The sequence below is a fragment of the Pseudoalteromonas sp. MMG033 genome (assembly GCF_057197785.1).
This window is the reverse complement of sequence record NZ_CM170070.1, coordinates 1,535,036-1,555,358: the sequence shown is the minus strand read 5'-3', so window position 1 is coordinate 1,555,358 and position 20,323 is coordinate 1,535,036. Positions and strand designations below refer to the sequence as shown.

Annotated in this window: 12 protein-coding genes; 1 reads left to right on the top strand and 11 read right to left on the bottom strand. The window is 45.9% G+C overall.

The features are described 5' to 3' along the window. Window positions 1–9: 9 nt before the first annotated feature. The 5 genes from AC2CZC_RS06800 to AC2CZC_RS06780 all read right to left on the bottom strand — a co-directional run bounded on the left by AC2CZC_RS06800 (window position 10) and on the right by AC2CZC_RS06780 (window position 8,843). A complete protein-coding gene (locus AC2CZC_RS06800; protein ID WP_484584281.1) occupies window positions 10–3,150 on the bottom strand; it encodes an efflux RND transporter permease subunit in 3,141 nt (1,046 codons plus the stop codon). Window positions 3,151–3,166: 16 nt separating this feature from the next. After that, entirely contained in the window at window positions 3,167–4,333 is a 1,167-nt protein-coding gene (locus AC2CZC_RS06795) for an efflux RND transporter periplasmic adaptor subunit (RefSeq protein WP_484584280.1), read from the bottom strand. An 89-nt stretch (window positions 4,334–4,422) separates the two neighbouring features. Next, window positions 4,423–6,819: an ABC transporter permease gene (locus AC2CZC_RS06790; RefSeq protein WP_484584279.1), complete on the bottom strand. Its 2,397-nt coding sequence runs from the start codon at window positions 6,817–6,819 to the stop codon at window positions 4,423–4,425. Window positions 6,820–6,861: 42 nt separating this feature from the next. Beyond that, window positions 6,862–7,587: an ABC transporter ATP-binding protein gene (locus tag AC2CZC_RS06785; RefSeq protein WP_484584278.1), complete on the bottom strand. Its 726-nt coding sequence runs from the start codon at window positions 7,585–7,587 to the stop codon at window positions 6,862–6,864. Between the two features lie 8 nt (window positions 7,588–7,595). Further along, a complete protein-coding gene (locus AC2CZC_RS06780; RefSeq protein ID WP_484584277.1) occupies window positions 7,596–8,843 on the bottom strand; it encodes an efflux RND transporter periplasmic adaptor subunit in 1,248 nt (415 codons plus the stop codon). A gap of 656 nt (window positions 8,844–9,499) precedes the next feature. Here AC2CZC_RS06780 and AC2CZC_RS06775 point away from each other — a divergent pair. Then, entirely contained in the window at window positions 9,500–11,311 is a 1,812-nt protein-coding gene (locus tag AC2CZC_RS06775) for a PKD domain-containing protein (protein ID WP_484584276.1), read from the top strand. A 76-nt stretch (window positions 11,312–11,387) separates the two neighbouring features. On the opposite strand, the gene AC2CZC_RS06770 is transcribed toward AC2CZC_RS06775, so the two are convergent. The 6 genes from AC2CZC_RS06770 to AC2CZC_RS06745 all read right to left on the bottom strand — a co-directional run bounded on the left by AC2CZC_RS06770 (window position 11,388) and on the right by AC2CZC_RS06745 (window position 20,287). Beyond that, window positions 11,388–14,225 carry a TolB family protein gene (locus tag AC2CZC_RS06770; protein WP_484584275.1) on the bottom strand — a complete coding sequence of 946 codons (2,838 nt, stop codon included), beginning with the start codon at window positions 14,223–14,225 and terminating at the stop codon, window positions 11,388–11,390. A gap of 66 nt (window positions 14,226–14,291) precedes the next feature. After that, the gene (locus AC2CZC_RS06765; protein WP_063359972.1) at window positions 14,292–14,534 is read right to left on the bottom strand and encodes a hypothetical protein; all 243 of its coding nucleotides are present in this window, start codon (window positions 14,532–14,534) and stop codon (window positions 14,292–14,294) included. A gap of 94 nt (window positions 14,535–14,628) precedes the next feature. Next, window positions 14,629–15,912 carry a sensor histidine kinase gene (locus AC2CZC_RS06760; protein ID WP_484584274.1) on the bottom strand — a complete coding sequence of 428 codons (1,284 nt, stop codon included), beginning with the start codon at window positions 15,910–15,912 and terminating at the stop codon, window positions 14,629–14,631. Then, window positions 15,902–17,284: a sigma-54-dependent transcriptional regulator gene (locus AC2CZC_RS06755; RefSeq protein WP_484584273.1), complete on the bottom strand. Its 1,383-nt coding sequence runs from the start codon at window positions 17,282–17,284 to the stop codon at window positions 15,902–15,904. The genes AC2CZC_RS06760 and AC2CZC_RS06755 overlap by 11 nt, the downstream gene beginning before the upstream one ends. 60 nt (window positions 17,285–17,344) lie before the next feature. Beyond that, on the bottom strand, window positions 17,345–18,196 hold the full coding sequence (locus tag AC2CZC_RS06750) for a D-hexose-6-phosphate mutarotase (RefSeq protein ID WP_484584272.1): 852 nt from the start codon (window positions 18,194–18,196) through the stop codon (window positions 17,345–17,347). A 132-nt stretch (window positions 18,197–18,328) separates the two neighbouring features. Continuing rightward, entirely contained in the window at window positions 18,329–20,287 is a 1,959-nt protein-coding gene (locus tag AC2CZC_RS06745) for a methyl-accepting chemotaxis protein (RefSeq protein ID WP_484584271.1), read from the bottom strand. Between the last annotated feature and the right edge of the window lie 36 nt (window positions 20,288–20,323).

Sequence of the window (20,323 nt, the reverse complement as noted above, 5' to 3'; positions counted from 1 at the left end):
GACTATCAACTATACTGCCGACTGAGTCGAGTCTTTCTTGAAGCGTTTCGTCGATTGTCCAAGCTTCGAAAAAGCACTCTTAATATCCACCAAAATAATGTACAAGCAAGGTACTAATATCAAGGTAATTAACGTTGCAAACAAGACCGCGAAACCAAGTGAAATCGCCATTGGGATAACAAACTTAGCTTGTAAACTGGTTTCGAAGATGATCGGTGTAACACCTGCAAACGTTGTAATGGACGTCAAGGTGATTGCTCTAAAGCGCGCGCACCCAGCCTCAATCACCGCATCTTTGAGCCTCACGCCTTCTTTGCGTACTTGGTTGACATAATCGGTCATCACCAAGGAGTCATTAATAACAACCCCGGCAGCCGCAATGAGACCAAAGGTCGACATCATGCTCATGTCTAAGCCATTTAACCAGTGACCCCAAACTGCACCAATCAAACTAAATGGAATAACCGACATGATAATCAGCGGCTGAGAATAACTCTTCAATGGCACTGCCAGCAAGATGTACACAATCATCATACCCGCAGCAAAGAACATGATCTGCTCATCGGCTTGCGCTTGCGTCTCTTCTACAGAGCCACCAAGTTCAGTTTTCACGCCTGGGAACTGCTCAAATAACTTAGGCAATAGGTTTTCTTTGATGTTATCAACAACCGCAGAAGGCTCAATTGCCTGCTCATCAATGCTGCCATAGACATACACGGTACGGTAACCACCTTCACGGCGTATATAACTCACACCCGGTTTTTCAGTAAATTCAACCACATCGCCCAGTACTACTTCACGTCCATCCGGTGTTTTGATCAGCGCATATTTCAGTGACGCTACCGCTTCTCTATCCAGTTTTGGATAGCGCACCATCACTCGTATTTCTTCACCATCACGGATCAGACGCTGCGCCTCACCACCATAGAAACTATCACCAATCTGATTAGCCACATCGGCCAAATTCAAACCTAAGTCATAGGCCACTGGCTTAAGCGACAACTGCATTTCTTTACTCGGTGGGTCGATGGTTGAACTGATATCAAACAAACCTTTTTCTTGTTGCAGCATAGAAATAAATTGTCTGCCCGCAGCATTGAGCGTATCAATATCTGGCCCATAAATCAGGTAGCCAAACTCACCGTCACCACTGCCCTCATCATTAACATCATCAATAACAAGTAACGATTTAACACCAGGAATTGTGGGCATGGCTTCTCGCCAGCGGCGGGACAATTCAAAAGCATCAAATGGACGCAAGTCTTCATCAACAAGTACGGCGAGCACATTACCTTCACTACGGCCTTCATTCCATACCAAGATGTCTTTCACCATCTTTTGGCCATGCTCACGCTCGATGTCTTTGTCTACAGTCAGCATCATAGTTTCGATTTGCTGCAGTGCCGCCATCGTCTGCTCATCAGACACATTGTCATTGAGCATGACTTTCACTTGTGGGAAGTCATGTGGCACTTTCGGTAACGGGATAAAGCGCACTTGATTAGAGGTGATCAATGACATACTCACAAGGAAAATAGCAATAAAACCGCAGAATACCGCCCAGCGCCACTCCACCGCTTTTTCAACAAAATTACGATAAGGTCCATTCACAAATGCAAAGAAATGCTTGTTAAACTTAGCGCGTCGGCTGTTTTCACGCAGCGGTTTAAATTTAGTATGACCTATGTGAGCAGGTAATATCCATTTTGACTCAATTAAACTGAATATCAGACACAGTATCACTACAATAGAAATCGATTTAAAGAAAGCGCCTTGAGGCCCGCTGGACATGATCATCGGCGCAAATACCGCCATGGTCGTCAAGACTCCGAACGTCGCAGGAGTCGCAACGCGTTTTGCACCACGCACAACACTGTCAACACTTGGGCCACTGCGTTCAACCTCGGTATAGGCGGCCTCTCCTATGACGATAGCATCATCGACCACAATCCCCAGTACCATGATAAATGCGAACAAGGACACAATATTAATACTCACGCCAAATGCAGGCATCAACATAATGGCGCCTAAGAAGCACACAGGTAATCCTATCATCACCCATAGTGCAAGCTTAAAGCGCAAGAAGATTGATAGCATGATGGCCACTAATAGCGCACCTTGCAGCATATTCTTCTTCATCATTTCAAGACGTGCATCGAGGTAGTAAGTCATGTCTACGATAGGTGTGAGTGACACGCCAGCTGGTAGCGTCTTATTCTTTTCTTCAATATAAGCGTGGACTGTTTTAGCAACTGGGATCATGTTTTGGTCTTTGGTTGCTTTGACTGATAAGAATGCGGCATTGATGCCATTTTGTTTGAAGTAAAACTCGCCTTCAACAAACTCATCTTTGATCACCGCTACGTCTTGTAAATAGACTTTTGCGCCGTTATCACCCACTTTGACGGGGATGCGTTTGAATTCATCTCCACGGTATTTTTGGTTTTCAACCCGCACTGAAATAATCCCAGCATCCGTACGTACTTCACCGGCTGATATATTGGCTGAGTATCTGCGAATTGAATTACTCACATCGCTAATGGTCAGGCCGTAACGGCGTAGTGTATCTGGGTCAATCTCAATCGCGATTTCATACGCAGGGGTGCTACGCTCAACCAAGGATACATTGGATAGCTGTAACAGCTCATCTTCAACTTCCTTAGCAAGAGGTTTAAGATCCTTTAATGGGATATCTGCAGCCAGTGCCATTTGGATCACATCTTGACGAAACTCAACTTGCTGAACTCGGATCGGCTCCATGGCGGCTGGAAACGTCGCAATCCCGTCAACTCGGGTTCGCACCTTTTCAACCACATCGCTTAAATCAGCGCTGGTGTCAATTTCTAACTGCACACTACCGCTGCCACGGCGCGCTCGATAAACGCCTTTGTCGATTTCAGTCACATCTTTCAAAGATTCTTCGATCTTGATAAGAATGCTTTCTTCAATTTCCTGCGGCGATGCACCGGGGTAACTTGCATTAATGCTGACAAAATTCAGCTCGATACTCGGAAACATTTGTCGCTGAATCGTCAAATAGCTCACAATACCCATTATCAGGATAAAGACCATCATCAGATTCGCCGCGACGGGGTTATGCGCAAAATAGGCAATTAACCCCTTTTGGGATGTTTTGATTTGCTCACTCATAGTTCATTCCCTGCTGTTACAGCTTTCCCGCATTATCAGACTCTGTCTCATTTTCTTTAGGGCCTGCAACTTTAACAGCCATACCGCGTTGCGGGTATTCAGGTAGTGTCACCACAACTTTATCGCGATTAGATAGCCCTTCACCCACTAGGTAGTACATGCCTTCTTCACGGATCACTTGCACAGGACGCGGCTCTAGTTGTGCTTCTTCATTAAGTAACCATACGGTCTGGTTATTCACTAATTCCTGCGGAAGGCGATAGATCTGGCGTAACGTCTCACCCTTAAATTGAACCTGTACATATGTACCAAACTTCACTTTAGGCTTGCTGCTGGTTAAACCGTACGGATCATCAATACGTACCACTAAACTACTCATACGTGTTTGCTGATCAACCACACCAAGATCACGGTGGATATAAGCATCACGAGTAAAGCCATTCACGCCTTTTTGCGTCAATGTGGCCCTTAAACCAGATACTTGTTCAGGTAAAAAGATTGAGTCAAAGCCCGCGATAGGGATCACCACTTCAGCTTGCTCAATGTTGTTTAATTGTGCCACCGGACTGCCAGTACTGACAAATTGGCCTAACCCCACTTCTCTCGATACAATTAATGCATTAAAAGGGGCTACTACATCACAATTATCTAGATCACGCTGCGCTCTTTTTAACGCCGCTTTTGCCGACTTCACCGCGGCATGTGCACTCAGCAACTGAGGCTTGCGCAAAAATAAGTCCGTGTGCTTCTTGTTAGGAAAACGCTTCGCTTCGTCAGCCGCAACATCTGCCAAAGCTTGCTCTTCGATTAACTGAGCTTGCGCACTCGATAAAGCAGCTTCCGCCTGCAACACCGCTGCTTCATAGTTATCTTTTTCAATACGCAGTAATACATCGCCTTTACTGACAATGCCGCCGGTGACAAACTTTGGATGCCAATACTCAATTTCTCCCGACACCTGCACGGATAACATAGTTTGGTCTAATGGCACGACTTCACCATAGCTATTGATCACAACTTGATGATCTTGTGCTTCAATCGCTTCAACTTCAACAATTGGTCGCGTATCCACTACGTCAGACTCATCATCATTTTTGGCCACGGCGTTTATGCCCATAAACCCAATGATACCAATACCCAACGCGGCGAAGGGTAATATCCATTTCAGTATTTTTGCTTGCATGACTGTACCTATTGATAATTTCCTAGCGCTATATTAACAAGATTTCCCCCCCCTAGGGTGTGACATTTGTAAGAATCTGTTACAACCTTTCAATATTTTTTCAACTGACCTCTCAGGTGATTAATCTCTATAATAAACAATACGATAAAAGATAAAATCACAGCACATAGGTAACTGAAAAGCAGGCTGCTTGCCATCGTGGGTAAGAAAGCTCCCAAACCGAGCGTTACACTTGTTGCGATTAACATGGCGGCACCAAAATGCGCCAAACGACTGTGTATTTGCTCGATAATTAACTGCAGGCGCGTTGCACCAACTTGTTGTTTTATCAACAAGACTGGTTGCTGGGCCAAAGCAAGATTACCAAGCAACCCATATAACCCCACAAGTACTTGCATAATCATTAAAAAGCTTAGCCCAAGTCCACTATAAAAGCTCAGTACAGCCGCCTGATTCAATCCAGATAAATGAGTTGCTAAACCGAGCGCCTCGCGGACACTTTGCCCATGTGCCTGTTGCTGTAAAACTTGAGATAGTTCTAATTTTGACATGGATTGATTAGGTTTAAACCTAATCACCATATTCCCCTCAAAGTAATCATGTGGAAAATACACGGTCGCAGGCGCACCTTTGCCGTGACTATAAATATTGTCTACGATACCCAACAACTTAATAGGCTGACCGCTTCGACCATAGAGGCTCAGTCCAATGTTTTCGACCCCAATACCGAGCATCTCTGCAGCAGCACGATTTATGATGACCGATTCTCGTCGAGCGCTATCTAACCGTGTGAAAGTATCGCCTGCAATAAGCGGTATCCCAAGCAGCGTAAAATAACCTTCCCCTACTAACTGTGAATGCATCGTTACCTGTGCAGACTTCACGGGCTGCTTGCCAATTTGAGCCAAATAGCTGGTATCAAAAGGATTTAAGCTACTCAAGGCAACAGCAGCGACTTTAGGGTGAGCGGAAAGTGCTTGAATATTAGATAAAAAGAGTTGTTTGCGCTCTGAGATAGCGGCTTCATCTTGGCGCCAAGACACCTGATGACGGGCAACAAACACGGTACCCTCTACATCGATACCTGAAGGGGTCTGCATTTGACTGCCGAAGTAATTGGCCGACCAAGTACCGATGCACAATACAACCATGCCAATGCTCAACTGAGTGACCAATATACTGACGCTAAACCACTGAGGCAGTTGCTTTTCTTGACCTTTTCCTGCACCTTGCAAATTCTGATAGAGGCTTGTAAATGGCAGTTGCTTAAAACCAAATACAGCAAACCCTAGCGCCAATACGGTGGCAACGGCGAACATCATGACATAGTGAACAAAATTAACCTGTAGCCAATCTAAGTGGGCAATCGATTGCCCACCAAACATCTGGATCGTAAATACCCCCAGCTCAATAAGCACTACAGCGCACATCGCCGAGAGTAGAAACAATACAATTACCTGCCAGTAATGTGCCAGACGCAATGTGGTCAGTGGCGCACCCAGTGTCGCTTTAAGTACAAGTTGTGCTTGTTGCTTTTTGATGTCTAGCAAATAGAACGTCAGCAAATTAATCAAGGTGATCAATAAGAACGCACCGCCGCTCAGCAGCAGCCAATCACTCGACTGCTGTATATCTCCTTTTAAATATTGCTTTAACGCATCATATTCAAAGCGCACATGGTTATTAAGAGCACTGCCAAAATCCACTAATCCAGCACGAAACTGGGTATCTAGATACGCTGTGATATCAGGTGATATGGATTGCCCTATTTGCGCTGTCGCCGAACGTCCAACAACAAACGTATTATACCGCACCGAAATATGCGCTTGTGACATCGCGTGTGTATCTATTGTGTGTCCAAAAGAAACATAGACGTCAGAGTATCGATTAGGCATGTAAATCTGCGGCTCAGTTTGAGTGCAAGCAACCACCCCAACCACCTGAAAGGTCTGCTGATCTAATTGCATACTATACACTTGTTTATGATTCTGCTGCTCTAAAAGCTTTGGCATATAACGCTTAGCAAAGCACTCACTGACAACCGCTTCAAATGGTATAACGCCATCAGCTTGCCCTTGACTAAAGTAGCGCCCCTGTACCAACTCTTGCTCAAACAAGGTAAAAAACGCTGGCTCCGCATAAGTTAGATTTAACTTAGGCTGGCTGGTATGATTCATATACAGTGCATCGCCGTAGTGTAGTGGCGTCGCCATAGATAACCGAGTGTCATGCTGGGCGATATATTGGGCTGCGACATTGGAAAGCGCCTTATCCATCACCACACTGTCTTTATCATCAACCATGCTACCGTGTAACCAAATCAATTGATCAGGCTGTGCATAGGGTAGCGGTGCATATGCATGCCAAGCGATTAAGCTGACCAAGGCACCACCGGCAAGCGCGCTGGCAAGCAGTACCACAAATAACACCGTAAATCTCAGTTTGTTAAATAGCGCTTTAATTGAGCTAATATTTTCCTGCATCATATTCATCTTTTCCAAGCCCTCCTGTGGATCTCAAAAGCCAATTTATAGAGGGCCGAAGACCGTATTTGCCATACCGGATGATCTGCTCACCGTGGTTAACAGTTCACCATCAAATAACTGGACACGACGTGATGCCATATCAGCATAACGCGGATCATGCGTTACCATGCAAATCGTGGTGCCCTGCTGATGCAAGTCACTGATGAGCTTCATCACCGCATCACCACTTTTGGAGTCTAAGTTGCCTGTTGCTTCATCCACCAACAAAATACTGGGTTGCGTCACCAATGCACGTGCGATAGCCACTCGTTGCTGTTGTCCACCTGAGAGCTGATTTGGGCGGTGGGTACTGCGATGAGGTAAACCGACTTTTTCCAAGCAGGATTGCACCCGTTGCTGAGTGTCATGCCGATTGATTTTGGGCACTCTGTAGCGTAATGGCAGCGCCACATTATCGAATACCGACAGTCCATCTACGAGATTAAATGATTGGAAGATGAAGCCAATATGCAGGTTTCTTAATCTAGCCGCCTGATCGAATGTGAGATTATCGACTTGTTGACCCGCCAATAAGTAGCGACCTGATGACGCAGGCTCTAACAGTCCCATCAAAGACAACAAAGTAGACTTACCACATCCAGAAGGACCAGATATGGAAACAAACTCTCCCTTACCCACTGTCATATTGATATTTCTAAGTGCATGAGTTTGAAAATCAGCCGTGGTGAATACCTTACCAATTTCCTGCATTTCAATAATATTTTGCATCTTCCTTCCTACTGAATAACCACGACTTGTCTTGCTTTTGCCAGCGCATCGAGATCTGAAATGACCACGGACTGCCCTGCTTGCAAACCACTTTTTACTTCCACATAACGCTCACTGCGTTGCCCTAACTGCACCTCAACAAGCTCTGTGTGACCAGTCTCAAGCACTTTGTACATATCAATAGACTGTGTACTTAGCCCCATAACCGGCGTGCGAATATAATGGGTGTTGTCTATTGTGTCGATGACAATAGACGCTGTAATGCTTTGCTTGGGCCGCAGATCCAAATGCTCATACTCGGGCAAACTCACTTCTACTTTAACACTGTGCTGAGAGACCACAGGATCAATCCGCAGCACCTCACCGTTTAATACAGCCTCACCAACAAATACATCTACTGACTGGCCAACTTGTACAGCACCAGCTTGAGACTGGCTCACTTGCAACTGTGCTATCAGCCCTGCTTGGTCGCCTAAGGTTGCAATATGATCACCCATCGCAATGCGCGTGCCTAATTCTAAAGACATGCGCTCAATGACACCGTCATTCGGTGCGGTGATCAAGAGCATGGCCACTTTGGAGGCCAATGATGCCAGCTCTTGTTGTGATAAAGCGACCCGCTTTTGCATCACCTGCAATGTGCTTTGGTGCAGTGTTTGTAACTGTGATAAACGCGTCTTAGCATGGTCAATTTGGCCTGTCACACTGCGCAGTTGTGCCTGTGTTTCAAGAAATGATAATTGAGAGATAATCCCCTGCTCAGCAAGGTCTTTTTGCGCTTGAAAACGAAAAGACAGAGTGGCCTGCTGTCCTTCGAGCTGACTAATGGCTGATCGCTCAACCAGCAGCTCCCGCTGCTGGCGCAGATCCAATTGCTGTAGCTCAGCTTGCGCTTCAGCCGTTTGTTGCTGCGCACGCTTATAGTCCAATTCTAAGTCTGCGTTTTCCAAACGGGCAATCACGGTACCCGGCGCTACGACATCACCCGGTTTGTGCTTAATGTCTATCACCACGCCTGGGCTTGTTGCCGTGATAATTTTTTGCTCAGCACTGACCAAGGTGCCAAATGCATCGACGGTTACCGACAACGCACCATACTTGACGGTATCAATCATCAGTGAGTGTCGCTCTAAATATGTTTTTTTATCCAACAGTGATGCCCATAGCGCGGCAATTATCACAGCGCAAGCCAACAAACCGACCGCCCACTTATGGCGTAGAGGAAAAGACGTTGTTTTCGGTACTGGTATATCCATGTAGTTCTTCTCGTAAGTCATGCGTATCAAAAAAGGATACTTACTGAAGATAAGGAATAGCGAAAACCATACCAAAAATAAAAAACAACAATATCAATAAGTTAAAAATTTACAGCATGATATTTACCTCGAAATCGAAGCAATCTCAATTCGATTCCGAAATCGGAAAAATAAGAAGGCTTATCAAAAGCATAAAATCCACATTGCCCATTTTTTCACTTCACGCCTTTGCACCCAGCAATAAAAAGAAGAAGACATGCCGATTACCAACTGGTACGTGTCCGGACCTGTTGATAAAAACTCATTAATTTTAAATTCACACAACACGCGTATCACACGATATATCTAAAATAATTTATCACCGATTGTCTCTTAAAACTGTATATATTTGATGATATTGAGGAATAAAAAGCATAAGCAAACAATGCCATGAAAAGCGGCTTGCTCATATTCTTGTACAACTAGGCGAAGCCTGAATATATAACCGCCACCGAAATCCTTATGTGCTTGAAATTGAATAACAGTATGACCATCCGGTGTTAAAAATAAACACCATAAAAATATTTTATTATCAATTTCTTTACAATTGCGATTTATAAGATTACCTTGTTTGTTGTTGTTTAAATATTACTCAACACAACTAACAAGGAACATAAATGAAAACTCGTTATTTACTATCTGCGCTAGGACTTGCCTCTGCGAGCTGCTTTGCGCAAACCACCGCACTCACCGAAGCACAAATGATGCAATATACTAGCAAAGCCAGTATGGCCACCATTGGCCAACGTGCTGAACTAAATGTGGTGATCCAGCCTCAAGCAACGGCAACAATGACAGCCAACAGTGTCAGCCAAACCATCACCCAGACAGTGACACACCCCAATGCCAGCTATATCAAACTGCATTTCAAAAACATTAATTTGGCCGGTGGTGGCAAGCTAGTGGTGCGCTCAAAAGATGGGAGTGAGCGCTATGAATACACAGAACACAATATGCGTGCAGCAACGCTTTCCCAAGCTGATGATGGTGTCACAAGTTTCTCTGCCATGTCTATCTCTGCTGAAACAGCAGTCGTAGAATACACACCTGGCAACCAAGTTACGACAAACCAAAGTGCCATCATCGACTACTATGACCACGGCACTGAAAACGAACCTCAGCTTGCGCCTGCAACCGATGTTGGGATCAGCTCTACATGTGGTGCGATGGAAAGAAAAGATGTGCAGTGCTGGGCCAATACTCATCCAACCGAATTTGAGCGCAGCCGTCCTGTAGCACGCCTACTGATGAACGGCAGTGGCCTGTGTACTGGCTGGCGTGTAGGTCCAGATAACCGCATGTTTACCAATAACCACTGTGTTGAGAGTGCATCTGAACTCAGCAATACCGAAGTATGGTTTAACTATCAGCACACCTCATGTAATGGCTCAACACGTGAAACCGTTGTCAAAGTAACAGGTAAAGATTTCCTATCGACAGATTACACGCTCGATTATACGCTTTTCACCATCAATGATTTTGCAAAAGCACAGCCGTTTGGCTACTTTGGACTTGATGTACGAAATGCCACACAAGGTGAGCGCATTTACATTCCTCAGCACGGCTCAGGTAATCCAAAAGAGCTGTCTATTGAATCAGATCGCGATACCGACGGGCTCTGCTCTGTCAATAATGCCAATGCCAACGGACGTGGTACAGGCACTGATTTAGGCTATTACTGCGACACCATTGGTGGCTCCTCGGGCTCTCCAGTATTGGCAGCAGCAACCAACAAGGTTATTGCACTGCACCACCTTGGCGGTTGTCATAACAAAGGGGCGAAAGTCAGCCTGATCTGGCCAAAAGTCGCCAGTCATTTCAACAATCAGATCCCGGATGGGGATAACAACAGCGATCCAATGCCAGTCGCTCAGTTCACCGCAGATTGCACAGCATTAAGTTGTACTTTTGATGGCAGCGCATCCAGTTCACCTAATGGCGCAATTAGCCAATATGAATGGAGCTATGGGGATGCATCTAGCAATGGCTTTGGTGCCAATGTAACGCATGATTATGTATCTTACGGTCAGTACACGGTTTCACTAACAGTCACGGATGCAACTGGTGCATCGGCGACAACCTCGAAGCAAATTCAACTGGTTGACCCAAATGACGACCCAGCCAAACTTATCAATGGTGTCGCAAAAGAAGGATTAAGTGGCGATAGACTCGCAACTGCGTTTTATTATTTAGACTTACCTGCAGGCGCGTCTAATGTGCAAATCAGTATTTCTGGCGGTTCAGGGGATGCCGATTTGTATGTTAGAAAAGACAGCAAGCCGACCACCTCAACCTATGATTGCCGTCCTTACAGATGGGGTAATAGCGAGTCTTGTAGTATCACAGGTGGCGCAGGTAAATACTGGGTGATGATACGAGGCTATAGTGCATACGCGAACCTGAAGCTGGTAGCGACCTATACGGAATAAACTCTAGCTATTTTCAAACCAACCAATTAAGCAAGGCGAGCAACAGCTCGCCTTTTTCATGCTCAAAGCTATGTTTTTACCAAGGGTGCCAAAGCCCCAGCCAAGTTCGCCACTCTTTATCATGTTGATGTGCAGACAAACGCGCAAACCCAATATCAAGGCGCATATTTGAAATGCCCGCAGGTGCATAGTTAGCCGCACTTCCCAAGACGCGCTCACTCAACTCAAGTTGCCATTTTACTCCCCAGCTATTGGCTACACGCATGCTGTCTAAGTGGTGCTGCGCATAATATAGACGTGGCCGCCCAGTACGCCAACTGGTTGCAAACTCATAGCCTAAGTAATGGTTTCCAGTATCAAACCAAAAAGGCAGCGCGGCAATAGGCTGCTGACTTGCACCCACGCCTGTATACAGGCTATTAGTCGCAAATCCACCAATCTCCATGACTCTATGCTGGCGATAGCGGTTGTCAGCACGGACATAAACGGGCCAACCCCACAATACTGCTTCACTGTTAAATTGGATGTCATGACCGGCATTCTCTCCCCACACTTTGGCACCATCGAGCGCCGCATTAAAGGCAAACTGCTGTTGATTGTGATGAAAAGACACGCGTTGACCTAGCCAATAACTATACGCAGTCTCGTGATATCGGTGTTTTTCTACCACACCACCTAAATAAGGTTGCCAGCGCCACTTTTGCCAAACATGTGCCAAAGACACATCTAATGTGTTAGACCACCCGTGTTGCGCTTGCAGCCTCTTAGGTTTAATGCTTTGCGCTGCGATATCTAACTGATGCAGTTTCAGCTGATTACGGAGTTTTATGTCATCGCGTTGATACGCAAAATCAGCATACCCCCCGAGTAATACGTCATCAAATAGTGACTTACTCACGCCGACTTGCCAGCTCTGCTGTTTAAGTATGTCCGCCCCAGTGAGTGCGAAGCTCACCAATTGCGTACTGGCTGATGCACTTTGCGCAGAAAGTGCCAATGACCAGTCCTGTGGCTTTGGTGTATACGGCCCAGTAGACCATGATGTGGGTAATTTGTTGACCTGCTCTGGTGCTTTGAACTGCGGTGCAACAAATGGCGCCGGCTTTGTGGCTTTTGATTGTTGAGCTTTAAGTGTATCTATCTCTGTCAAGGCGCTCAGCTTTGTGCCATAAGGTGTGCTTTCAATAAACCAAAGTTGTGAGCCATACTCGCCCACAAGCGCTTCAACAACGTGCTCACCTAAACTTAATTGCACCAATTGCTCATTGGCTAGGTGATAGTAATACACACCTAAAGCCCCTTGATAACCCGCAATGAAATACAAACCCGTGCCTTCATTATCCCATCGCGGTGATGTCACATATTGGGCTTTGTCTGGGACAGGCACTGCAATATGCTCTGCATTCAAGGCATGGCTCTTGGCAACATATAATCGCCATAGACCGGCTTGATCCGTTTTTAAGTAAGCGAGCTGCGCTCCTTTGGGGCTCATGAGCGGATAATCATACACGGTATCCAGCTCATGTGATGACAGTGGCGTCTCCTTTTGATCAGACAAGTTGAGCTGAATTAATTGCGAATAACCATGCTCAACTCGCTCGGCAATGAGTGTTGATGTGTCAACTAGGGTGAAACGACGTATCCCCAGCGTATTCGTTATTTGCACCACTTTGTCCGCTGCAATTTGCCATTTAAACAAAGCATTTTGCCAACCATGGGGGACTTTTTGTCTTGCAACAAAATAGATGGTGTCTTCATCAAACCACTGAGGATGGTAAATTCCGGAAAAATTTACCGGCACCAAAGACGCCAGCTTCTTTCGGGCAAATGAATCAGGCCGTTTATCTGGAATGTCTTCAGGATCAGCCTTGAGCAGTGCCGCTTGACGCTGCTCAAACTCTGCAATAGCAGCCTGATTTTCTTCACTTTGATATACATTTAATGTGATTTCTGATGAAGGACTCGACTCCACGGCCAAAAATTTTTGCTTGTTCGTTGAGAGCTGAACATCACGCGCTGCAAAATCAAATTGCATCACTTCTTGGCTATCCACCAGCGGTGCTTGAGGCGCTGATAACATTACTTGATGGGTATACTCGGCGATAAAACGGCGATAAAGCTGCAGCGCAGATCTGCCAAATACACCAGCAAATGCAGATTCAAAATTACGGCCCTCAACGGCATTAACGCGCGTCCAAACCGCATCTAGGGTCGCTTCATCATATGCTTGCTCCAACCAAGCAAGAAACCGAGCCCCGAGCAAGTAGGCCATGGCACTTGCGCGATAGCTGCCATCTCCATCACTCAATGAATGATAAGGTAGTAATGCCCCTTGGCGTGCATAAGCACGCAACAGTGCTTCACTGTAATTGTCATACAAACGTCCCTTACCTGTTAACTTAGATTCCTGCAACGTTGCATAGCCTTCAGCCACCCAGCGCGGCAACACGGCGCTTGCCAAGTCATAACTGTCACTCAGATCTCGTAGTGTCTGCTTTAATGTATGGCGACTGGGCTGAGACAAATGTACCAGATGAATATATTCGTGAAGCACTAATAACTTCAGCCAGCTTGGGCTATGTGAAATCGCCATATCGGATTGCGGCGGCGTAACATATAAAGCCATAAAAGGACTATCAGAGCTTGGCAGCGCGAAGCCATTGGGTAAGTTAAAGGGGTCTATGACAATGGCATCAACCGTCACATCCAGCGCTCGGTTTTGCTGCGCTAGAACACGCTGTCTCACCGCTTCAAGCTCAATGGCAGCTGCACTCGCCCAAGTATGATGCTGCGGCTGATAGTGCACGCGAAAATGCGGGCTTTGAATTGATTGCCAATCCTGTGTCTTTGCCAAAACGGGCACACATACACAAAACACGAGTGCGATTAAAACACCATATATCCTGCTATACATCGAAAATCCTTGGTACGACCTTACTGTTTAGTAGACCTTATGCCAATTTTCGACATCAAGAAAGAACTAATCGTTGCGCGCCATCGCGCCGAGTGAAGTAAATAAAGTTAAAATTGCACCGACGACAACAAAAGCCACCATGGAAAACAAAGCGCTGAGCCCCAAGGTAAACTTTGCGGTTGCCATGGCCGCAGCAACAGCCCAAACGCTCACTCGACTGAGCCAACGCTTGGTTTGCAAAGGCAATTGAAGATGCTTTAAGGCAAACGTCATAACAAGAAAAGCGATAAACGGATATAACACCAACACAATACACTCCTCAGGTAAGTCAAATGCAGAAACGTCCTGTTAGACTGTCTCTGACTCTCGATTCATGTCAATTATATGGTAATGATAATTATTATCAACTAGGGAGGGTGATTTTTACTTCTGCTCCCTGTAAACCATTGCTTACTATCATACTGCCATCATGCTGCTCAATGATGCGCCTACTCAGGGTTAGACCAATACCTTGACCAGTGCTTTTGGTCGAGTAAAACGGCGTCATAACATTGTCTAAGTTCGCAAATCCCCCTCCTTGATCTGTGATGCTTATCACCACATGTCCCGCTTGATAATGCGCACTAAGACCAATAGTGGAACCTGTGGGGGTGTGACTTAAGTTTGCTTCGGCTGCATTTTTCAGCAAGTTAATCAACACTTGTTCAAACAGCTGGGGATCGCATCGACAGTCACGAACAGTGCAATCAAGCTGTATGATTTGATCATCATACATTTGCCCAAGTAACGCTTTGACAGATATCAATAAGTCATGCAATTCAACCATTCGGCAATGCAGCTCTAGAGGTTTAGACAGCTCACTGAATCGTGAGACAAATTGCTGCAAATGCACACACCTTTGCTCTATCACTTTAAGTGCATGCGCATCTCTTGCTACGCTCACTTTCCCCTGTAAAGTTTGCGCCAAAGAGCTAACAGGTGTCAGCGTATTGTGGATCTCATGACTGATCACACGGATTAACTGCTGCCATGCAGCCAACTCTTGATGGCGAAGTGCACGACGAATATCCGTCGCGATCACAAGGCGATAACGTTTACCCTGCTCATAAAACTCACTGCTGGTTAGCGACCACTGTGTATTTAACCTATCACTGGAAAAGCACCACTGGTTATCTACTGCAAACAAACCCAATGTTTCTGCCGTACGACCGCGTTCATCCTGCCACGGCTTTTGATAAATTAAACTAAACGCAGGGTTGGCATAATTAAGGGTCTCATTTTCATCAAACACCCAAATTGGGCTAGGCAGTTTGTCTATTAGCTGATAAATAATCAACATATGACTAGTATAAAGCGATTTTTGTTGATGCATGCACTCACTCAGCGCCACCAATTCACGTTCAAATCGGGCGATGTGACCCGCTTGGAAGTGAGGGTTTATCTGGTGCGTAAAATCCGCTTGCTGCATGGCTTCGAGTTGAATATTGGCCCGTTTAAAAATACCGACAAGGCGATGTAATACTTGGTTCGATATCCACTGAAAACTGGCAAATATTGCAATGGCTAACGTCGCAGTAAGCCAAACACTTAAAGACAGTTTCAACCCTATGACAACGCACAAACCACCTATCAATGCATTGAGCAATACGAGGTATAACTTGAGCGTTCGCTCAAAGTTACTCAGCATGCTTCAAACCATATTTATCTAATCGGCGGTACAAAGACGACTTGGTAAGCCCCAGTTTTTGGGCTGCTTGGCTGGTCACACCGCCTTCTTGCGCCATCACATCCATGATCATACGTTTTTCCATTTGTGCTAATGTACCTGTTGCTTCAGCTGGACTATCCGCCATTATACCTGCAGTTCTAGGTCGCTGAGCGAGTCGTAACTGGCAATCTTGTAGCGCAATCTGACTCCCTTCACTCATTAGCAAAGCACGCTCCATGACATGACTTAGTTCTCGAATATTGCCTGGCCAAGGGTATGTTTGCAGCGCATGAATCACCTCACCATCCATTGGCTTAGTGGACATGCCATAACGTTTCGCATGCTTTGCCAGTAAGTAGGATGCGAGGGAAATAATATCAGCTTGACGCTCACGCAGTGGCGGCAGTTCAAATACCAAGGTATTCATACGATAAAATAAATCCTGTCTAAAAATCCCCTCTGCAACGTTTTGCGGCAGATCCGCATTGGTGGCACAAATGAGTCGCACATCACTGCAAACCGTTTTGCTGCTCCCCAACACTTCATATTCACCCGTCTCTAATACGCGCAATAGTTTGGCTTGTAGCGGCATTGAGAGAGTCGCAATCTCATCCATAAAAAGCGTGCCGCCCGAAGCCATGGTAAAGCGTCCAACGCGATTTTGCTTTGCGTCTGTAAAAGCGCCTTTGACATGGCCAAATAACTCGCTTTCAAATAATGACTCTGACAGTGCCCCCATATTGACACTCACTAACGGACCACTTGCGCGCGCAGAGTGCTGATGCAGCCATGACACTAAATGACTTTTCCCCACCCCGCTCTCACCACACAATAAAATAGCAGCATCTGAATGCGCCACACGAGATAATTTGCGTTCAAGCGCCTGCATACACGCAGATTGCCAAACAAACTCAATATCTGTTTCCGGCTCTGGTTGCAGTGTTTGGTTTAACTGAGTGTGTTGTTTTTTTTGTAAGGCGAGTTGTTGCTGAATTGAAGCCAGCAATGCGGCATTTTGCCATGGCTTTTCGATAAAATCGCTGGCACCAAGTTGTAGTGCTTTAACTGCCAGTTTAACGCTACCCCACCCGGTTATACATAATACAGCTGGCGCCCCCCGCTGTCCTTGCAACCAAGTTAAAAAATCTAAGCCCTCTTGCCCTGAAGTGGTGTCTCTCGCAAAGTTCATATCAAGTAAAATGATATCGAAAGATGTGACACTCAGTAGCTGCTTCGCCGTACTGGGAGAATCAGCTTCACTGACTTCAAAGCTCTGGTCTTCCAAAAAGTAAGCGGCGCTCAATCGTACTTCGACATTATCGTCAACAATCAAAATGCGGGGCAAAGGCATGGGTGTATCCTAACAGTATTTTTCCGTTAGGATACGATAAATCAAGGCAGGAGGAAAAGCTTAACGCCAGCGGACTGTGGTCGCAAGCGTATGGCTTTGACCAGGCTCGACCGTGATAGTGTCTTCAAGTACATTGGCCGCTTCTAAACACAACATGCCCAAGTATTCTTCATTTTGAAAATTACTCAAACGCTTTGATTTCTCTATCCACGGGTTCCAAAGCACACATGATGTCGAGTTTTCACGCCCAACCTCTATTATGCCTTCAGGCGTATGGATACTCTGCACTGACGCAGCCTGGGTATAAACCATGTCTGTTTCACGCGCAAAACCCACTTTATCTGATTGATCAAATGGCCCTTCGCCAAACTCAATATATTTTGCACCTTGCAGGCCATCAACCGTGGTGTTTTTAATATCCGAAGTTGGAAAATAAGTATGGAGTGCTTGTGTCAGTGAAAAAGGCGTCTGTCCTAGGTTGGTATTGGTCAGTCTGACTTCTAACTGCTCACTTAAAATAAACTCCACTTCCAATTTAGACTCATGTGGCCAAAATTGCTTGTCTACTTGCATCATAGGCAATGACAGCGAAATACGCACAGCGTCTGAGGTTTCAGTTACCTGCTCTGCACGCCAAACTATTTTGCGCGCGAAGCCATGGGCAGGCCAGTCCGCGTTGTCATGCACACCAAACCACGGCCAGCAAATCGGGATCCCACCACGCACAGATTTACCTTCTTGATAATCTTCGTCCGCCGAGACCCACATAAGGTCGTTTTTGCCTGTTGGGATAAACTCTGTAATTTGCGCACCTTGCAAAAAAATCTTCGCCTGACACAGAGGACTTTTCACATCAAAATACTCAAGTCCAGTGTCGGTTCTTGCTAATTTTACTGAGTCGGAAAATTCCATGCTCCACCTTTCATTTTAATTCAACTGTCCTTACATTACCGAGCCACCAGCACAGAGTAAACCTGATTTACCCACTATGAATGATCTTCAACAATTTTGTACAAAATAACAGCGCCTTAGGTCTTTTTAAGACTAAACTTTAAACTTACCAACCAACTCGGTCAGCTGTTTCGACAACCCTGTCATTTTGTCTCCGTTGTCGCAAGTATCGCTCGCGATGAGAGAAACACTGTCTGCCGCATTTTTTATTTCTACCACATTGCGATTAATGTCTTCGGCTACATGCTGCTGCTCTTCTGCAGCAGTGGCTATTTGCGTGTTTAAATCACTGATATTTTGAATCGACTGCGTGATTTCAATAAACTGGTTCTGCGCGGAGTGAGTGAGCTCGACTGTTTTTTCAGTTCTTTCCAAGCTGTTGGTCATATCTGTAGAAACGCCTTCGGTCATCTTACGCAATTTATCTAATTGAGATGCGATTTCTTCCGTCGACTCCGAAGTTCGCTGCGACAAAGCGCGCACTTCATCTGCCACCACGGCAAAGCCGCGTCCGTGCTCTCCAGCCCGGGCAGCTTCAATTGCCGCATTCAACGCCAACAAATTGGTCTGCTCAGCAATGCCCCGTATCACACTTAAAATTGACATGATGTTTTCACTTTCGCTGTCGAGCTTGGTGATATCTGAGGTGGCGCGATTGATAACACCTGACAGTTCAGCCACACTGTCCACCGTCTCGGTGATCACTGTTTGCCCCAACTCCGAGGCATGCTGGGTTTGGGTCGCAAGTTCTGCGGCATTCGCACAGCTGGATGCCACTTCATTCGCCGTGGCGGCCATTTCATTGATGGCCGTTGCCGCCATTTCCAGCGATTGCTGCTGCGCACTGGTAGAGCCTGTCAATTCATCCGCCTGTCCAGCCGTAGTCAGCGCCGTTTGACTCACCTGTTGCGCACAATGATTGATCTGCTGCACCAGCTGCGCTATCAAGTTTAAGAATTGATTGAAGCTCTCTGCGAGTTTACCCGTTTCATCTTTGGTGGTGACCTCCAACCGCTTAGTCAAATCACCACCACCTTGAGAAATAGCGGTCAAACCATCACTTACATTGACAATTGGACCAGACAGTAAGTTAGCGATATACGTCGCCATGGCCACAAAAATAGCCACTAAGATACCGCTGATAATCAACACTGTGAGCTTCATTTGATTGGCTTTGCTCATGACCTCTTGCTGCTCAACAAATGCGATAAATTTCCAGCCAAGCGTCTTGGATGTGTAGATGTTAGAGAAAAATTCTACGCCATCTATGGTGATCTCAAACAACCCATCTGGGCTGCGGTTCAGCTCTGTGTACAAGCCATTTTCAACGTCATCAATGTGTTTAAACGTGTATTCTGGGTGCTTGGCATTAACCAAAATGGTGCCGCTGTCCTCCTCCAGCATCAAATACCCTGTTTCACCTAAACGAATATTCTTGATGATATCTGTCAGCCCTTTAAGCGACACATCCATGCCCTGCACACCCACAAATTCACCGCCTGACTGTACCGCCTTGACGGTGGAGATAATTGCCGTATCATCTGGCTCCCAATAATAGGCGTCGGTTAAACCTGTCTGACCATTCTTTTCTTTACCCGTTGTATACCAAGGACGCCCACGAGGATCATACCTTGCACTGACCTGACCTTTTGGCCACTGAATATAGCCGCCGTCTGGGTTCCCAAAGTAAATATAAGAGATCCCTGGGTGGGATGTACCAAATTGCTGGTACAACTCAAACATGCGCTGTTCGACCTCAGTACCAGAGTCCGGTGTCATTTGCTCGGCAGTGTTATTATCTTTATAAACTGACACCTGACTGCGCCCGTTAAGCACATCTGGGTGATTGGCCAAGTAGGTTACGTTCTTTGCCACCTCATCGAAAAACATACTGATACCATTGTCGATTTGCTGCGCCTCTCGGCTGCTCATTTCAACAAATTTATCTACCGCGAGCTGTCTTGTTTGAGTAATGATAATGACTGCAATAATCAACAGCGGCACCACAATGGCGGCGATGAATGCAAGGCGTAATTTTTGTGAAATTGTCATAGCGAAACTTCCTGTGGGCATTCAAAAAATATAGTT